General features: G+C 69.2%; 18 protein-coding genes. 15 read left to right on the plus strand and 3 right to left on the minus strand.

The window, feature by feature from the left end; genetic code table 11:
• The first annotated feature begins 42 nt into the window (after positions 1–42).
• The 10 genes from LX88_RS12075 (at position 43) to LX88_RS12120 (ending at position 9,726) form a co-directional block, all read left to right on the plus strand.
• Positions 43–1,368: an MFS transporter gene (locus tag LX88_RS12075; protein WP_258947868.1), complete on the plus strand. Its 1,326-nt coding sequence runs from the start codon at positions 43–45 to the stop codon at positions 1,366–1,368.
• 11 nt (positions 1,369–1,379) lie between these two features.
• The gene (gene truB, locus LX88_RS12080; RefSeq protein ID WP_258947869.1) at positions 1,380–2,267 is read left to right on the plus strand and encodes a tRNA pseudouridine(55) synthase TruB; all 888 of its coding nucleotides are present in this window, start codon (positions 1,380–1,382) and stop codon (positions 2,265–2,267) included.
• Between the two features lie 73 nt (positions 2,268–2,340).
• A complete protein-coding gene (locus LX88_RS12085; protein WP_258947870.1) occupies positions 2,341–3,273 on the plus strand; it encodes a bifunctional riboflavin kinase/FAD synthetase in 933 nt (310 codons plus the stop codon).
• Positions 3,274–3,357: 84 nt separating this feature from the next.
• Positions 3,358–3,840 (plus strand): helix-turn-helix domain-containing protein, encoded by a 483-nt coding sequence (locus LX88_RS12090; RefSeq protein WP_258948234.1) that lies wholly within the window; start codon positions 3,358–3,360, stop codon positions 3,838–3,840.
• Complete coding sequence (locus tag LX88_RS12095) at positions 3,837–4,283, plus strand: 2'-5' RNA ligase family protein (RefSeq protein WP_258947871.1); 447 nt, start codon at positions 3,837–3,839, stop codon at positions 4,281–4,283. Before LX88_RS12090 ends, LX88_RS12095 begins: the two co-directional genes overlap by 4 nt.
• A 126-nt stretch (positions 4,284–4,409) precedes the next feature.
• On the plus strand, positions 4,410–4,679 hold the full coding sequence (gene rpsO, locus LX88_RS12100) for a 30S ribosomal protein S15 (RefSeq protein ID WP_258947872.1): 270 nt from the start codon (positions 4,410–4,412) through the stop codon (positions 4,677–4,679).
• Between the two features lie 235 nt (positions 4,680–4,914).
• A complete protein-coding gene (locus LX88_RS12105) occupies positions 4,915–7,158 on the plus strand; it encodes a polyribonucleotide nucleotidyltransferase (protein ID WP_258947873.1) in 2,244 nt (747 codons plus the stop codon).
• A gap of 107 nt (positions 7,159–7,265) precedes the next feature.
• Positions 7,266–8,558, plus strand: a complete 1,293-nt coding sequence (locus LX88_RS12110; RefSeq protein ID WP_258948235.1) for a M16 family metallopeptidase — start codon at positions 7,266–7,268, stop codon at positions 8,556–8,558.
• Positions 8,555–9,292: a 4-hydroxy-tetrahydrodipicolinate reductase gene (gene dapB / locus LX88_RS12115; RefSeq protein WP_258947874.1), complete on the plus strand. Its 738-nt coding sequence runs from the start codon at positions 8,555–8,557 to the stop codon at positions 9,290–9,292. The genes LX88_RS12110 and dapB overlap by 4 nt, the downstream gene beginning before the upstream one ends.
• Positions 9,289–9,726, plus strand: coding sequence for a tetratricopeptide repeat protein (locus LX88_RS12120; protein ID WP_258947875.1), 438 nt, complete (start codon positions 9,289–9,291; stop codon positions 9,724–9,726). Before dapB ends, LX88_RS12120 begins: the two co-directional genes overlap by 4 nt.
• Before the next feature lie 33 nt (positions 9,727–9,759).
• Here the strand turns inward: LX88_RS12120 and LX88_RS12125 are convergent, their stop codons facing one another.
• Complete coding sequence (locus LX88_RS12125; protein WP_258948236.1) at positions 9,760–10,965, minus strand: winged helix-turn-helix domain-containing protein; 1,206 nt, start codon at positions 10,963–10,965, stop codon at positions 9,760–9,762.
• A 70-nt stretch (positions 10,966–11,035) separates the two neighbouring features.
• Between LX88_RS12125 and LX88_RS12130 the strand changes: the two genes are divergently transcribed.
• Both LX88_RS12130 and LX88_RS12135 read left to right on the plus strand, forming a co-directional pair.
• On the plus strand, positions 11,036–11,578 hold the full coding sequence (locus LX88_RS12130) for a GNAT family N-acetyltransferase (RefSeq protein ID WP_258947876.1): 543 nt from the start codon (positions 11,036–11,038) through the stop codon (positions 11,576–11,578).
• Positions 11,579–11,599: 21 nt separating this feature from the next.
• Complete coding sequence (locus LX88_RS12135; protein WP_258947877.1) at positions 11,600–12,106, plus strand: hypothetical protein; 507 nt, start codon at positions 11,600–11,602, stop codon at positions 12,104–12,106.
• 122 nt (positions 12,107–12,228) lie between these two features.
• Here the strand turns inward: LX88_RS12135 and LX88_RS12140 are convergent, their stop codons facing one another.
• Positions 12,229–13,095, minus strand: coding sequence for an SRPBCC family protein (locus tag LX88_RS12140; RefSeq protein WP_258947878.1), 867 nt, complete (start codon positions 13,093–13,095; stop codon positions 12,229–12,231).
• Positions 13,092–13,634: a winged helix-turn-helix domain-containing protein gene (locus LX88_RS12145; protein WP_258947879.1), complete on the minus strand. Its 543-nt coding sequence runs from the start codon at positions 13,632–13,634 to the stop codon at positions 13,092–13,094. The genes LX88_RS12140 and LX88_RS12145 overlap by 4 nt, the downstream gene beginning before the upstream one ends.
• A gap of 127 nt (positions 13,635–13,761) precedes the next feature.
• Between LX88_RS12145 and LX88_RS12150 the strand changes: the two genes are divergently transcribed.
• From LX88_RS12150 to LX88_RS12160, 3 genes are read left to right on the plus strand one after another with little or no spacing between them, the layout of a single operon-like run.
• Positions 13,762–14,745, plus strand: a complete 984-nt coding sequence (locus tag LX88_RS12150; RefSeq protein ID WP_258947880.1) for an aldo/keto reductase — start codon at positions 13,762–13,764, stop codon at positions 14,743–14,745.
• A gap of 6 nt (positions 14,746–14,751) precedes the next feature.
• Positions 14,752–15,360, plus strand: a complete 609-nt coding sequence (locus LX88_RS12155) for a TetR/AcrR family transcriptional regulator (protein ID WP_258947881.1) — start codon at positions 14,752–14,754, stop codon at positions 15,358–15,360.
• 18 nt (positions 15,361–15,378) lie between these two features.
• The gene (locus LX88_RS12160; RefSeq protein WP_258947882.1) at positions 15,379–15,873 is read left to right on the plus strand and encodes a hypothetical protein; all 495 of its coding nucleotides are present in this window, start codon (positions 15,379–15,381) and stop codon (positions 15,871–15,873) included.
• Positions 15,874–15,959: the final 86 nt, after the last annotated feature.

Raw genomic sequence — 15,959 nt, forward strand, 5'->3', positions numbered from 1 at the left:
TGTAACTAATGTCTGCCTACCTCCAGCTTGGGAGAGTGCGCCTTGCCGCCGGTCGATCGCGCCACCCGTACCTCGTGGCTGATCTGGACCACCGCCGTCTTCGTCTACTTCGCCGCCCTGTTCCACCGCACCACGCTCGGCGTGGCCGGGTTGGAGGCGAGCGAACGCTTCGGACTCGGACCCGCTCAGCTCGGTGTGTTCACCGTGCTGCAGATCGGTGTCTACGCCCTCATGCAGATCCCCACGGGCCTGCTCGTGGACCGTTACGGGCCACGCCGGGTGCTCACCGTCGCCGCCCTGCTCATGGGCACCGGCCAGGTGCTCTTCGCCATCGCTGACTCGTACGGCCTCGGACTCGCCGCACGGGCCGTGCTGGGCATGGGCGACGCGATGACGTTCATCAGCGTGATCCGCCTCGTCGCGACGCACTTCCCGCCGCGCCAGTACTCGCTCGTCGTCGCGGTCACGGCCGCGATCGGCGGTGTCGGCAACCTCGTCGCCACGGTGCCGTTGACGCTCATGCTCGGCTCGATCGGGTGGACGTGGGCGTTCCTCATCGCGGGCGGCCTCACCGCGCTCTACTCGGTCGTGGCGTTCCTGCGGGTGCGCGACGTGCCGGCGGGGTTCATCGCGCCGAAGCCGGAAGTCGTGCCGTTCAAGAAGATCTGGCCGAAGGTGCGGCAGGCGTGGAGCGTGCCCGGCACCCGGCTCGGGTTCTGGGCGCACTTCAGCACCATGTCGACGCCCGCCGTCATCGGTCTGCTGTGGGGGTACCCGTACCTCGTGCAGGCGCAGGGGATGTCGCCGCGTGCCGCGTCCTCCACGCTCGGGCTGCTCGTCATCGGCGCGATCGTGGCGAGCCCGGTCATCGGCGGGTTGTTCTCGCGCAACCCCGAGTGGCGCATGCCGATCTCGGTCGGGTTCCTGGCGTTCGCGTTCACCGGGTGGGGCGTGCTGCTGCTGTGGCCGGGCGGGCACGTGCCGACGCCGGTCATCGCCGTGGTGTTCCTCGTGCTCACCGTCGGCGGGCCGATCTCGGGCGTGGCGTTCGCTCTCGCCCGCGACTACAACCCGTCGCACCGGCAGTCCACCGCGAGCGGTCTGGTCAACGTCGGCGGCTTCCTCGCGGTGACCATGACCGCGCTGGGCGTCGGTGTCCTGCTGGACCTCGTCGAGGGCGTGCTGGCGCCTGTTCTGGCGTTCCGCGTGGCGTTCAGCTTCTGCGTGCTCGTCCTCGTGCTGGGCAGCTGGCGGATGCTCGTCTGGTGGCGTCGGGCGCGTGCCGCGGTGTTCGAGGCGGAGGAGCGCGGGGAGACGGTGCCGGTGCAGATCCGGCGTCGCCGTTGGGACGCTCTGAACGTCGCTTAAGCTTCAGCGCCGTGAAACCCTCTGTTGCACCGGGCCTGGTCGTCGTCGACAAGCCGGACGGCATGACCTCGCACGACGTGGTGGCGCGTGTGCGCAGGATCCTCGGCACCCGCAAGGTCGGCCACGCCGGCACGCTCGACCCGATGGCGACCGGCGTGCTCGTGCTCGGCATCGAGCGCGCGACGAAACTCCTGGGCCACCTCGCCCTCGACAGCAAGGCCTACCTCGCGACGATCGTGCTCGGCGCGTCCACCACCACGGACGACGCCGAGGGCGAGGTGCTGTCCACTGAGGACGCCTCCGCCGTCGAGGACGACGCCGTCGCCGCCGAGATCGCGAAGCTGACCGGCCCGATCCAGCAGGTGCCGTCGTCCGTCTCCGCGGTGAAGATCGACGGCAAGCGCGCCTACGCCCGCGTGCGCGCCGGTGAAGACGTCGAGATCCCCGCACGGCCGGTGACCGTGCATCGGTTCGACGTGCTGTTCACGCGCCGTGAGGACAAGACGGTGCTGCTCGACGTGATGGTCGAGTGCTCGTCCGGAACCTATGTGCGCGCGTTGGCCCGCGACCTGGGCGCCGCACTCGGCGTCGGCGGGCACCTCGGGGCGTTGCGGCGCACGAGGGTCGGGCCGTTCGACCTCCGCGTGGCCAAGACCCTGGCGCAGCTGGAGGAGACGCCCGGCCTGTCGCTGGACCTGGACTCCGCGGTCGCCACGGCGTTCCCGCGCCGCGAGATCGACCCGAACGAGGCTTCGGCGCTGTCGCACGGGCAGCGGCTGCGCGCCGGCGGGATCGACGGCACCTACGGGGTGTTCGGGCCGGACGGGCACGTGATCGCGCTCGTCAAGGACGAGGGCGCCGCGTGCAAGCCCGTGGTGGTCCTGAGTCCGGCCGAGTGACGCCGTGACCGAGTCCGGACCGCTTGCGAGGCGGGCGGGCACCCGGCGGGGCCAGCGCCGTAGGCTGATCACCGTGCAACGCTGGCGCGGACTAGACCACCTTCCCGGCGGCTGGGGCCGCTGCGTCGTCACCATCGGTGTGTTCGACGGTGTCCACAATGGCCACCAGGCCCTCATCGGCCGAGCCGTCGAGCTCGCACGTGAGCGCGGCCTGCCGAGCGTGCTGATGACCTTCGACCCCCACCCGTCCGAGGTGGTGCGGCCCGGCAGCCACCCCGCGCAGCTCACCACGCTGCGGCGCCGGGCGGAGCTGGTCGAGCAGCTGGGGGTGGACCACTTCGTGGTGGTGCCGTTCAGCCTCGAGACCAGCCGGATGCCCGCGGACCAGTTCGTCCACGAGGTGCTCGTCGAGAAGTTGCACGCCGCGGCTGTCGTGGTGGGTGAGAACTTCAGCTTCGGGCACAAGGCGGCCGGTAACGTCGCGATGCTGCGCCAGCTCGGGCAGCGGTTCGGGTTCGTGACCGAGGGGGCTGATCTGGTGTCCGCAGACGACGTGACGTACTCGTCGACCTACATCCGGGCGTGCATCGACGCCGGCGACGTGAAGGCGGCGGCCGAGGCGCTGGGCCGGCCGCACCGGCTCGAGGGGATCGTCGTCAAGGGCGACGGGCGCGGCAAGGACCTCGGGTTCCCGACCGCCAACCTGTCCACGCCCAAGTTCGCGGCGGTGCCCGCGGACGGCATCTACGCGTGCTGGTTCACCGACGCCAAGGGCAAGACGCTCAAGGCCGCCGTGTCGGTGGGGACCAACCCGACGTTCTCCGGCCGTGAGCGTCGTGTGGAGGCGTTCGTGCTGGACGTGGACGAGGACTATTACGGCCAGCGCGTGGCCGTCGACTTCGTCGAAAGGCTGCGCGAGATGGAGAAGTACGACTCCGTCGAAGCCCTGCTCGAACAAATGCATCGAGATGTAGACCGAACGAGGGAACTGCTGACCGAGTCGTGACCGTCAGATTGGGCGAAGCGGGCGTCTGCACGCCCGCGGCCTGGCAGGATGCGGGTCGGACTGAGGGCTACCGGAGAGGCCAAGGTGGAGGACCACAAGATCGTTCAGCGCAACCTCGCCCTGCAACGGGAGTGGTACGGGGAGCCGCTGGGTGACCGCGTGCGCCGGTTGGTCGTGGCCTTCAACGTGTCCCAGGCTCAGCTCGCGGACGTGCTCGGGATCAGCGCGCCGATGCTGAGCCAGGTCATGAGCGGCCGTCGCGCCAAGATCGGCAACCCCTCCGTGCTCGCCCGGATGATCATGCTGGAGCGCAAGGTCCTCACGCCGGACGTGGCGACGGGGGCGCCGGAGGCGTTGCAGCGCGCGCTCGACGACGTGCGTGACTCCAAGCCGACGGTGTCGCGCGACTCGTTTCCGGTCAACGGGGACGAGAGCGTCGCGTACCCGGTGCTGCGCAGGGTCGCCGACCGGATCGAGCTGCAGCAGGCCGCCGACCTGCTGCACGAGGACTTCCCGGCGATCGCCGAGCTGTTCCGCCGGGCCATCCGGGCCGCGAACAGCAGGTGAAGTTCTTCACCGCGCTGTACCCGCCCCGGCACGTGGTCGACGAGCTCGACGCCGTGCTGGACCGAGGTCTCGACCTGGAGTGGACGAAGCCGGAGAAGTGGCACATCACGTTGTGCTTCCACGGTGAAACCGCAGATGAGGAACGCTTCAAGGCCCTGGAGGGCCACGAGGTGCCCGAAATCCGGCTCCGGGACTTCGGCGACTTCCGCGGCAAGGTCCTGTGGGCGGGAATAGACGGTGACTTAAATCGGTTGGCAAGAGCAGCGGGCGCGAACGACAATTGGTCCGCGCACCTGACGGTGGCATACGGGTACAAAGGGCAGGCCGTGCCGGAGTTCCTGAGCAGCCCGTGGCAACCGTCCGAAGCAGTACTCGTGAGCAGCGCCGACGGCGTCCACACACCCGTTGACCGGGTGGGGTTGCGCACGTCAGCGCGCCGCTGAGCAGAGTGCCTGATAGCCTTCGCAGTTGGGTCTGGCTGCGGTCCGTGGCGGCCAGTACCGGCTACCCCCGCCAGCAATTCGGCGGCGTGGGGCCGCACGGACCTCAACAAGTAGGAGAAGTACCTAGTGGCACTGTCCACGGAACAGAAGACGTCCATCCTCGGTGAGTACGGTCTGCACGACTCGGACACGGGCTCGACCGAGGCGCAGGTCGCCCTGCTGAGCAAGCGCATCGCTGACCTCACGGAGCACCTCAAGCAGCACAAGCACGACCACCACTCCCGCCGTGGTCTTCTGCTGATGGTCGGCCGTCGCCGCCGTCTGCTGAACTACTTGACCAAGGTGGACATCAACCGCTACCGCGCGCTGATCCAGCGCCTCGGTCTGCGCAGGTGATACTTGCCGAGGGGGAGTGACCGGCCGGTCACTCCCCCTCGGCGTACAACCGGGTGTATACAGATCCCTGGTTGCAAAGAGGAACGAAACATCAGGACCCGCATCGCGCGAAGCAAGTTTCCGCGCCGGTCCTCGGTAGTGGCCTCCTGGTGGAAACGCCCCAGGGGACTTCGATCGAAGACCGGCCTCGTCAAATCGCGTGAGCGGCGTCCAAAAGACGAGGAGTAACAAGTAAATGACGGACATCGAGGTCCACGAGGCGACTGCCGTTATCGACAACGGCAAGTTCGGCTCGCGCACCATCCGCTTCGAGACCGGGCGCCTCGCGCGTCAGGCCGCCGGCAGCGTGGTGGCGTACCTGGACGACGAGACCATGCTTCTGAGCGCCACGACGGCGTCGAAGCACCCCAAGGAGCACTTCGACTTCTTCCCCCTCACGGTGGACGTCGAGGAGCGCATGTACGCCGCGGGCCGCATCCCCGGCTCGTTCTTCCGGCGTGAGGGCCGTCCCAGCACGGACGCCATCCTCACCTGCCGCCTGATCGACCGTCCGCTGCGCCCGTCCTTCGTGGACGGCCTGCGCAACGAGATCCAGGTCGTCATCACGGTGATGAGCCTGAACCCGAAGGACCTGTACGACGTCGTGGCGATCAACGCCGCGTCCGCGTCGACGCAGCTCGCGGGTCTGCCGTTCTCCGGCCCGATCGGTGGCGTCCGCGTCGCTCTGATCGAGGGCCAGTGGGTCGCGTTCCCGACCTACGAGCAGCTCGAGAAGGCCGTGTTCGACATGGTCGTCGCGGGCCGCGTGGTCGACTCCGGCGACGTCGCGATCATGATGGTCGAGGCCGAGGCCACCGACAACGTGATCGACATGATCGCCGAGGGTGCCACCGCCCCGACCGAAGAGGTCGTGGCCGCGGGCCTCGAGGCCGCCAAGCCGTTCATCAAGGTCCTCTGCGAGGCCCAGGCGCAGCTCGCCCAGGTCGCCGCGAAGGCCACCGGCGACTACCCGACGTACCCGGCCTACCAGGCCGACGCGTTCGAGGCCGTCGAGGGCTCCGCTTCCGGCGAGCTCGCGCAGGCGCTGACCATCGCGGGCAAGGCCGAGCGCGAGTCCAAGCTGGACGAGATCAAGGCCGCCACGCTGGAGAAGCTGGCCGAGCAGTTCGAGGGTCGCGAGAAGGAGGTCGGCGCCGCGTTCCGCTCGCTGACCAAGAAGCTCGTGCGCCAGCGCATCCTGCGCGACAACGTCCGCATCGACGGCCGTGGCCTCACGGACATCCGTGACCTCGGTGCCGAGGTGGCCGTGATCCCGAGGACGCACGGCTCGGCGCTGTTCGAGCGCGGCGAGACCCAGATCCTGGGTGTCACCACGCTGAACATGCTGCGCATGGAGCAGCAGATCGACTCGCTCGCCCCGGAGACGCACAAGCGCTACCTGCACCACTACAACTTCCCGCCCTACTCGACCGGTGAGACCGGCCGCGTGGGTTCGCCGAAGCGCCGCGAGATCGGCCACGGCGCGCTGGCCGAGCGGGCGATCATGCCCGTGCTGCCCAAGCGCGAGGAGTTCCCCTACGCGATCCGCCAGGTGTCCGAGGCGCTGAGCTCCAACGGCTCGACGTCCATGGGCTCCGTCTGCGCCTCGACGCTGTCGCTGCTCAACGCGGGTGTCCCGCTGAAGGCGCCGGTCTCCGGCATCGCTATGGGTCTCGTCTCCGACGAGGTCGACGGTGAGACCCGCTACGTGGCGCTGACCGACATCCTCGGTGCCGAGGACGCGTTCGGCGACATGGACTTCAAGGTCGCGGGCACCAAGGAGTTCGTGACGGCGCTGCAGCTCGACACGAAGCTCGACGGCATCCCGTCCGAGGTGCTGGCGGCGGCGCTGGGCCAGGCCCGCGACGCGCGCTACACCATCCTGGAGGTCATGGCCGAGGCCATCTCCGACCCGGACGAGATGAGCGCCTTCGCTCCGCGCGTGACGTCGGTCAAGATCCCGACCGACAAGATCGGCGAGGTCATCGGCCCGAAGGGCAAGATGATCAACTCGATCACCGAGCAGACCGGTGCCGACATCTCCATCGAGGACGACGGCACGATCTACGTCGGTGCGGCGGACGGCCCCTCGGCCGAGGCCGCGATCGGCATGATCAACGCGATCGCGAACCCGCAGCTGCCGAAGGTCGGCGAGCGCTTCCTGGGCACCGTGGTGAAGACGGCCGCGTTCGGCGCGTTCGTCTCGCTGCTGCCCGGCAAGGACGGCCTCGTCCACATCTCGAAGCTGGGCAACGGCAAGCGCATCGCGAAGGTGGAGGACGTCGTCAACATCGGCGACAAGCTCCGCGTCGAGATCGCCGACATCGACCAGCGCGGCAAGATCAGCCTGATCGTCGTGTCGGACGACGCTGCCAAGCCGGCTGACGCCCCGGAGGCCGCCGAGGCCGCCGAGGCTGCTGAGGCGACTCCCGCGCAGTGAGCACGACAGACAACAACGTGACGGCCGCGGGTGCATCCACCCGCGGCCGTCCGCGTACCGGAACTCCTGGGCACCTCCAGCGGCCGGGCAGCACGCGGGTGCTCGAGATGTCCGCGGGGTCCGAGGTGCGGCGCAGCATGCTGCCCTCGGGCCTGCGGGTCATCACCGAGCGCATCCCCGGCGTGCGGTCCGCCTCGGTCGGGCTGTGGGTGCAGGTCGGGTCCCGTGACGAACGGCCCGAGGTCGCGGGTGCCGCGCACTACCTGGAACACCTGCTGTTCAAGGGAACCGCGCGGCGCACGGCGGCGGCCATCGCGGAGGAGATCGACGCGGTCGGCGGCGAGCTGAACGCGTTCACCGCGAAGGAGCACACCTGCTACTACGCGCACGTCCTCGACGAGGACCTGCCGCTGGCGGTGGACCTGGTGGCGGACGTGGTGTTCGAGGCGATCTGCGGTCCGCGTGACTTCGAGACCGAACGCGGTGTCGTGCTCGAGGAGATCGCGATGCGCGACGACGACCCCGAGGACCTGCTGCACGACGCGTTCATCGAGGCGATCTTCGGCGCGCATGCGTTGGGGCGTCCCGTTCTCGGCACCGAGAAGTCCATTCAGGACATGGAACGAGATGCGCTCTACTCGTTCTACAAGAAGCGCTACACGTTGCCGCGCATGGTGTTCTCCGTCGCGGGCAACATCGAGCACACGCACGTGATGCGTCTGGTGCGCAAAGCCGTCGGCGACCGGCTGTCGCGGGAGGGCAGCGCGGTGGCGCCACGAGCGGGTCGCGCGCGCATCGCCGACGCCCGCAAGCTGGTGCTGCACACCGACGACACCGAGCAGGCGCACATGATGCTCGGCATGCGCGGTCTCGACCGCCACGACGAGCGCCGCTTCGCGTTGAACGTGCTGAACGCGGCCATCGGCGGCGGCATGAGCTCCCGGTTGTTCCAGGAAGTGCGCGAACGGCGAGGCCTGGCGTACCAGGTGTACTCGTCGGTCGGCCTCTACGCGGACACCGGCACGTTCGCCGTCTACGCGGGCTGTCAGCCGGACCGGTTGGGAGAGACCGCCGGCGTCATCCGCGAGGTGCTCGTGGACGTCGCACGCGGTGGCCTGTCGGACGCGGAAGTGGCGCGCGGCAAGGGGCAGCTGCGCGGCGCACTCGTCCTGGGTCTGGAGGACACCAGTTCCCGGATGTCGCGCATCGGCAAGTCCGAACTGAACTACGGCGACCACCTGAGCGTCGAAGCGACGCTTGCGCGCATCGACGCCGTCACTTCCGACGAGGTGGCGTTGCTCGCACGTGAGCTGCTGCGCAGGCCCGTCGCCGCGGCGGTGGTGGGCCCTTACGATCACGCCGACGATCTGCCGGACCAGGTACACGAGGTGATTGCATGATTCGCGTCGGAGTTCTCGGCGCGCGGGGCCGCATGGGTTCCGAGGTGGTCCGCGCGGTCGAGGCCGCGAAGGACATGGAGGTCGTGGCGGCGATCGACGCCGACGACCCGTTGTCCACGCTCGTCGACGCCGGTGTCCAGGTCGTCGTCGACTTCACGCACCCCGACGTGGTGATGGGGAACCTGGAGTTCTGCGTCGCCGGCGGAATCCATTGCGTGGTCGGCACTTCCGGCTTCGACCAGGCCAAGCTGGACGCGGTCGCGGCGCTGCTCGCGGACCGTCCGGACGTCGGCGTGCTGGTGGCGCCGAACTTCGGCATCGGTGCCGTCCTGCTGATGCGCTTCTCGGAGATCGCCGCCCGCTACTACGAGTCGGCCGAGATCATCGAGCTGCACCACCCGCGCAAGGCCGACGCCCCCTCGGGCACGGCCGCCCACACCGCGCGGCTGATCGCCGCCGCGCGGGAGGGCATGGATCCGATGCCCGACGCGACGACGCAGGAAGAGCCCGGTGCCCGTGGCGCCGCCGTCGACGGTGTGCGGGTCCACTCGCTGCGGATCTCCGGGATGATCGCGCACCAGGAGGTCGTGTTCGGTGGTGAGAGCGAGACCCTGACCATCCGCCAGGACTCGTTGCACCGCACCTCTTTCATGCCCGGCGTGGTGCTGGGCGTGCGGGAGATCGTCGGTCGCCCCGGACTCGCCGTCGGCCTCGACAAGTACCTCGACCTGTGAAGGTCCGCATCACCGTCGGGGTGCTGATCGCGGCTCTCGCGGTCTACTTCGTCCTGCTCACCGGCCGGGCTGTGGCTTTGCTGCAGACCGGCGAGGTGGCCGGGGTCCTGCTCGGCGTCGGTGTGCTGATCCTGCCGCTGCTCGGGGTCTGGCTCGTGTACTCCAACCTGCGGTTCGGCTGGGAGACCGAGAAGATGGCTCGCGAGCTGGACGCGGACGGCCTGCTGCCGGACGTGTCGCACCTGCCGCGCCGGCCGTCCGGCAGGGTGGACCGGGCCGCCGCGGACTCGTGGTTCGAGGAGCGGCGGGCCGAGGTCGAGGCCTCGCCGGAGGACTGGCGGGCCTGGTTCCGGCTCGCCTACGCGTACGACGTCGCGGGGGACCGCGGGCGGGCGCGCGAGACGATGCGCAAGGCCATCGAGCTGCACGCGTGAACGAAACCCCGGGCCGCTGGCCCGGGGTTTTCGCTATGCGGTGAGCACGGCCGCGATCAGCTCCGCCGCCAGGTCGCCCTTCTGCACCACCAGCACGTCCTCCAGCCCGAGCCAGTCGGCCATGTGCCGCAGCTCAGCGGCGAGCTCCACCGCCACCCGTGGCCGGTCGACACCCTCCTCGGCCCACGCCGACTGCACCCGCAGCACCCCGGCCGCACGATCGGCCTTGATGTCCACGCGCGCCACGAGCGCACCGTCCAGCAGGAACGGGAACACGTAGTACCCGTGCACCCGGCGAGGCTCCGGCACGTAGATCTCGATGCGGTACCGGAAGCCGAAGATGCGCTCGGTCCGTGCCCGCTCCCAGATCAGCGGGTCGAACGGGCACAGCAGAGCGCGCCCGGCCACCCGGCGCGGGGCCTTCGCCTCGATGTGCCGGTAGCCGACGGCCTTCCAGCCCTCGACCGCCACCGGCTCCAGGACTCCGTCCTCCACCAGCGACGCCACCGCGGCCTGGGAGCGGCGCGGGTCGAGCCGGTAGTAGTCGCGCAGGTCGGGTTCGGTCGCCACGCCGAGAGCGACCGCGGAACGCAGCACCAGCTCGCGCGCGCCCGAGTCAGCGGTCCACTTCTGGGCCAGGACGTCGGCCGGGATGACGCGCTCGGTCAGGTCGTAGAGGCGCTCGAACGAACGGCGGGTACCTGTCGTCAGGACGCCCACGCCGAAGAGGACCTCGCAGATGCGCTTGACCTCGGACCAGTCCCACCACGGGCCCTTCGCACGGCCCCGGTCGCCCATGAGGGCCTTCTCCAGGGCGCCAGCGCCGATCGGGCCCAGTTCCTTCACCGCCGCGAGGACGTCCTCGACCAGCTGCGGTGAGCGTTCGAGAATCGTCTGGTAGTTCTGCCACCAGCCGCGCTTCTTGGCGCCGGAGTGGAACAGCGGCCAGTCGGCCACCGGCACCAGGGAGGCCTCGTGCGCCCACGTCTCCACGAGCAACCGCGGCTTGCGCACGGAGTGGGTCCAGGCCGCCTCGTCCAGCAGAGTGGGCTCGTAAGAGCCGAGGCGCGAGAACAACGGCATGTAGTGCGCGCGCACGGCCACGTTCACCGAATCGATCTGCAGCAGCTGCACGCGGGACAGGACTCGCTGCAGGTGCCTGCGGGTGGCCGCGGACGGCCTCAGGTCGGTGAAACCCTGGGCGCCCAGGGCGATTCGACGGGCCACGTCCGCACTCATCCTCTGCACGTCGCCGATGGTGCCACGCACCCCTGACAATTCCGCGACACGGCGTCGATAAGCTGCGTTTATGGCCGACGCCGGCGTGCACACCGCCACCGCTGCTGATCTTTCGGAGATCGCCCGCATCCACCGGGAGACGTGGCGGCTCGCCTACGCCGAACTGCTGCCCCCCGAAGTGCTCGACGCGCTCGACACCGATGAGGCCTGGGCACTGGCCGTCCAGAGCGGCGCGGTGCTCAAGGCGACCGAGGGGGAGTGGGTCGTCGGGTTCGTGGTGGCCAGTAAGGCTCCGGACGAGGAAGTCGCCAAGGCGGACGGTTCGCTGCCGGAGGACGCCGCCACCACCGCGCTGCTCAGCGTCCTCGTGGAACCGCGCTGGGGCCGTCGCGGACACGGCACCCGGCTCGTCGCGGAGGCGGTGCGGAGGCTCGGCGAAACGGGCGCGACGCGGGGCATCGCGTGGGTGCCGGAGGCCGACGAGGCGTCGCGGAACTTCTACGAACGACTGGGCTGGACGGGTGATGGCACGGTGCGCACGTTGGACGCAGGCGGGCGTCCGTTGCGCGAGGTCCGCGTGTCCGGGCCGCTCGAGGTCCGACTCGCCGACTGAGATCTGTGTAACCTCGGCCGCGTGCTCGCCCTCGTTGGCCTCACCTTTGGGGTCGCGTTCGGCTCAGCCGTCGTTCCCCTGATCAGCATCGAGATGTTCGTCCTGGGACTCTGCGTGCGCTGGCCGGACGTCTCGTTCTGGATCATCGGCCTCGCCGTGGCCGTCGGCCAGGTGCTGGGCAAGCTCCTGTACTTCTACGCCGCCCGCGGAGACATCCACCTGCCGAAGTTCCTGCACCGCAAGCCGAGCGGCAAACCTTCGAAGCTCAGCCGCTGGTTCGGTCCCGGCACGCGCCTGCACCGCTGGGGCGACTGGATCCACGTGAAGTGCAAGGCGCACCCGAACTGGATGGCCGGCACGCACGGGGTGAGCGCGCTGGTCGGGGTGCCGCCGTTCATGGCGACGAGCGTGCTGGCCGGGCTCGCGGGCATGTCCACGACGATGTTCGTCGCCACCGGCCTGGTGGGCCGCTTCGCGAGGTTCAGCTTCCTCGCGGCCTCACCGGCCGTCGTGATGGCGTGGTTCTGAGCACCTTCGAGCGATGTCGCCGCCTCAAGCCCCGTGCACGGTTGATGAGGGGAGCTTTCATAAACCTCAAGTTTATGAAAGCTCCCCTCATCAACGTCAGACCGCGAACGTTTCACGCCCGTTCATTCGAGAACGAGGACCCCGTCGGGCACGCCGGGGATGTCGTACGAGTGCCACATCGGGCGCCAGCCGGGCAGTTCCAGCATCCGGCGCAGGTCCGCGAACCCGCTGAGCCAGCCCATCCACGGCCCGTAGGGCGGGTTCGACGTGTCGAAGCCGCTCTGCACGAACGTCAGCCGCGTCTTGCCCTCCGAACCCTTCAGCTCCCACGACGACACCATCCCGCCGGGGAACTCCAGCGCGAAGTTCGACTCGTCGAGCGCGATGACCTTCGCGGGGTTCTCCTCCTCCGCGAGGCTTCCCATCGCCCACCGGCCGCCGACGTGCGGCTCGATCTCCATGCGGGCCCCGAACCACCGCGCGAACACGGCGGGATCGGTCAGCGCGTCGACGATGGCCGCCGGTGACGCCGCGATGTCGAACTCGAACCGCTGCTCGGGCGACGTGAAGTCGCAGAACCCCAGCACCGGCCGGCCCTCGACGTGCTCGACCAGGTTGCCCAGCACCAGCGGCCAGAACGTCAGCAGGATCTCCGACTCCTCCTTGCCGTCGCCCCACTCCGGGTAAGGGGACTGCGTCGCCGCGATGACCGTTTCGCCGTCGCGTTCCTCGACGCCGAGCTCGACCGCGTACTCGGTGCCGTACAGGAACCACGAGTAGCGCACCGACCTGTCGTCGAAGCCCAGCAGCTTCTGCCGGCCGCGTTCGCCCTCCGGTGTGTGGCGCCCCCAGAACTCGTACTCGCCGCGCTCCAGGTCCACGTGCGCGTGCTCGGCCAGCCACACCCGCAGGTCGTCGGCCGTCGTCAACGCCCGGTAGATCCTCTCGGCGGGCGCGGACGTGCGGACGCGGACGGTTCCGGTGCTCATCGGTCTTCTCCTTTGGGGTAGCAGGCGAGCGCGATGCGGAACGCATCCCCCTCCGCGCCGCCGTATCGGGTGAAGAGGTCCTGCAACGTCGTCTGCAGCTCGGCCAGGAACTGCTGCCGTTCCTCCGGCGGCACCCGGATCTCGCCGGACACGCCGATGGACGGCAGTTCGCTCGACCGGTCCAGCGCCGCCACGTCGACCTGGATCTGCTCGGCGAGGTCGACGAGGTGGCCCAGCGCGAGCTCGTCGCGCGACCCGATCCGGCCGACCAGCCGCGGTGACAGCCAGTACGACCGCGCCACGGCCTGGTAGAGGCCTTCCTGGACGCCGCGCACCTTCCGTTCCGACACCTGGGTCGCCAGCCCGGCCTTGACCAGCTGTTTGACGTGGTAGTGCACGCGCTGCGGCGTCTGGTCGAGGACCTCGGCGACCTCGGTGCACGAGCTCGGCGCGGCGAGCTGCCGCAGCACCTCCACGCGCTGCGGCTTGAGCAGGGTCTCGGCCTGCTCCATCCGGTCCAGATAGATCACGTCTCTCATCTCAAAAAAGACTTTGAACGTTCAAAACTCTTTTGTCAATCGGGCGGACAACTATGGACTGACAGATATTGAAATCTGTCAGCTGATCGGGCAGGCTGGAACCCACCGAAGACGAAGGGGTTCGAAAATGCAGAAGCGTCAGCTCGGAGCCACCGGCCCGGTCGTGTCCGCCATCGGCCTGGGCTGCATGGGCATGTCCAACGCCTACGGCCCGGCCGACCGGGACGAGAGCATCGCGACCATCCACACCGCCCTCGACGCGGGCGTCACGCTGCTCGACACCGGCGACTTCTACGGCCAGGGCCACAACGAGATGCTCATCGCCGAGGCCGTCAAGGGCCGTCGTGACGAGGTGCAGCTCAGCGTCAAGTTCGGCGGCATGCGGGACGCCGACGGCGTGTTCCTCGGGTTCGACACGAGGCCCGTCGCGGTCGCCAACTCCCTCGCGTACTCGCTGCAGCGACTCGGCACCGACCACGTCGACGTCTACCGACCGGCCCGGCTCGACCCGGACGTGCCGATCGAGGACACCATCGGCGCCATCGCCGAGCAGATCGACAAGGGCCGCGTCCGGCACATCGGCCTGAGCGAGGTGGGCGCCGACACCATCCGCCGCGCCCACGCCGTGCACCCCATCGCCGACCTGCAGATCGAGTACGGCCTGTTGGAGCGCAATGTCGAGCGGGAGATCCTGCAGGTCACGCGCGAGCTCGGGATCAGCATCACCGCGTACGGCGTGCTGTCGCGCGGCCTGATCTCGTCCACCCCGCTCACCCTCGACGCCGGTGACTGGCGTGGCCACGCACCCCGGTTCCAGGGCGACAACCTGGCCCGCAACGCCGCGCTCGTCGAGAAGCTCGGCGAGATCGCCGCGAGCAAGGGCGTGACGGTCGCGCAACTCGCGATCGCCTGGGTCGCGGCACGCGGTGAGGACGTGGTGCCTCTCGTCGGCACGACGAAGCGTGCGAGGCTGAACGAGGCGATCGGTGCCGTCGGCGTGACGTTCACCGAGCAGGAACTGCAGGAGATCGACGCTGTTGTTCCCGTCGGGGCCGCCGCGGGCACGCGCTACGCGGCCGCGCAGATGGCGATGCTGGACAGCGAGAGGTGAGATGACGTGGCGGAGGCGTTGACCGGCGAGGCGATCCTCGCGGCGACCGAAGAGGTGCTGCGCAGGTACGGCCCGGCCAAGGCGACCGTCGTCGACGTCGCCAAGGCCCTCGGGGTCAGCCACGGCAGCGTCTACCGCCACTTCCCGACGAAGGCCGCGTTGCGCGAGGCCGTGACACGGCGCTGGCTCGACGCGATCCACGTGGAGATGGAGTCGGTCCTCGACGCCGGAGCGAGCGCGGCGGACAACCTGAGGGCCTGGTTGCAGCACCTGTTCGACCGGAAGCGGCTTTCCCACGTCGACGAACCCGAGCTGTTCGCGACGTTCAAGGTGCTGGTGAGCGAGAGCCGCATCATCCCCGAGTACCACCTCGGCCACCTGGTGGGGCAGATCGCGCGCATCATCTCGGCCGGAGTGGAAACCCGCGAGTTCGTGACCGACGACATCCAGAGGACGGCGCAGGCGGTGTGGGACGCGACGCAGATGTTCCACCACCCGGCTCACGCCCAGGAGTGGGGGAATCCTCACATCCAGGACGAGTTCGACGCCGTCGTCTCACTGGTCGTGGCCGGACTGCGGTACAACCGAATCCCTAGTGCCACAGGCGATGCTTGAGGGTCACGGAGGTGAACGGTGCCGCCTGACGAGTGGATCGATCTGCTGGGAGCGCCAGAACGGCGTCCTGACCCGGTTGACTGGGACGCGGTCAAAGGCCGGGTCGGCACCGCGCTGCCCAGCGATTTCGTGCACCTGGCCGAGGCCTACCCACCGCTCATCGTCGGCGGTTATGTCCGCATCCTGCACCCCACGGCACGGGCCGGTTTCATGAACTGGATGTCGACGGCGCCCAAGATGCTGCGGGCACTGCGGCGCCAGCCGGGGCTGCAGGCGCACCCGGACTCCCCGGGCCTGCTGCCCTGGGGCATGACGGTGAACGGCGACCATTGCCTCTGGTACACCCTGGGCGAGCCGGACGAGTGGACCGTGATGATCACGGACATGCGGGAGAAGTGGTCCTATGCCGGCAGCTTCTCGAGTTTCATCAGGAAGTTCCTGACCGGTGAGCTGCGCTGCCCGCTCTTCCCGGACGACGTCCCCGGCGGCTCCAAACCGTTCCAGGAGCCTTAGCCGCCCCTTCTTTCGCCGCACGCGGGGCGCTTTCGTGCGGTGTGCCCGCACGAAAGCGCCCCGCGTGCGCCTTTTCGACCCCCCGG

Source organism: Lentzea californiensis (assembly GCF_024648825.1).
GTDB classification, from domain to species: Bacteria; Actinomycetota; Actinomycetes; order Mycobacteriales; family Pseudonocardiaceae; genus Lentzea; species Lentzea californiensis.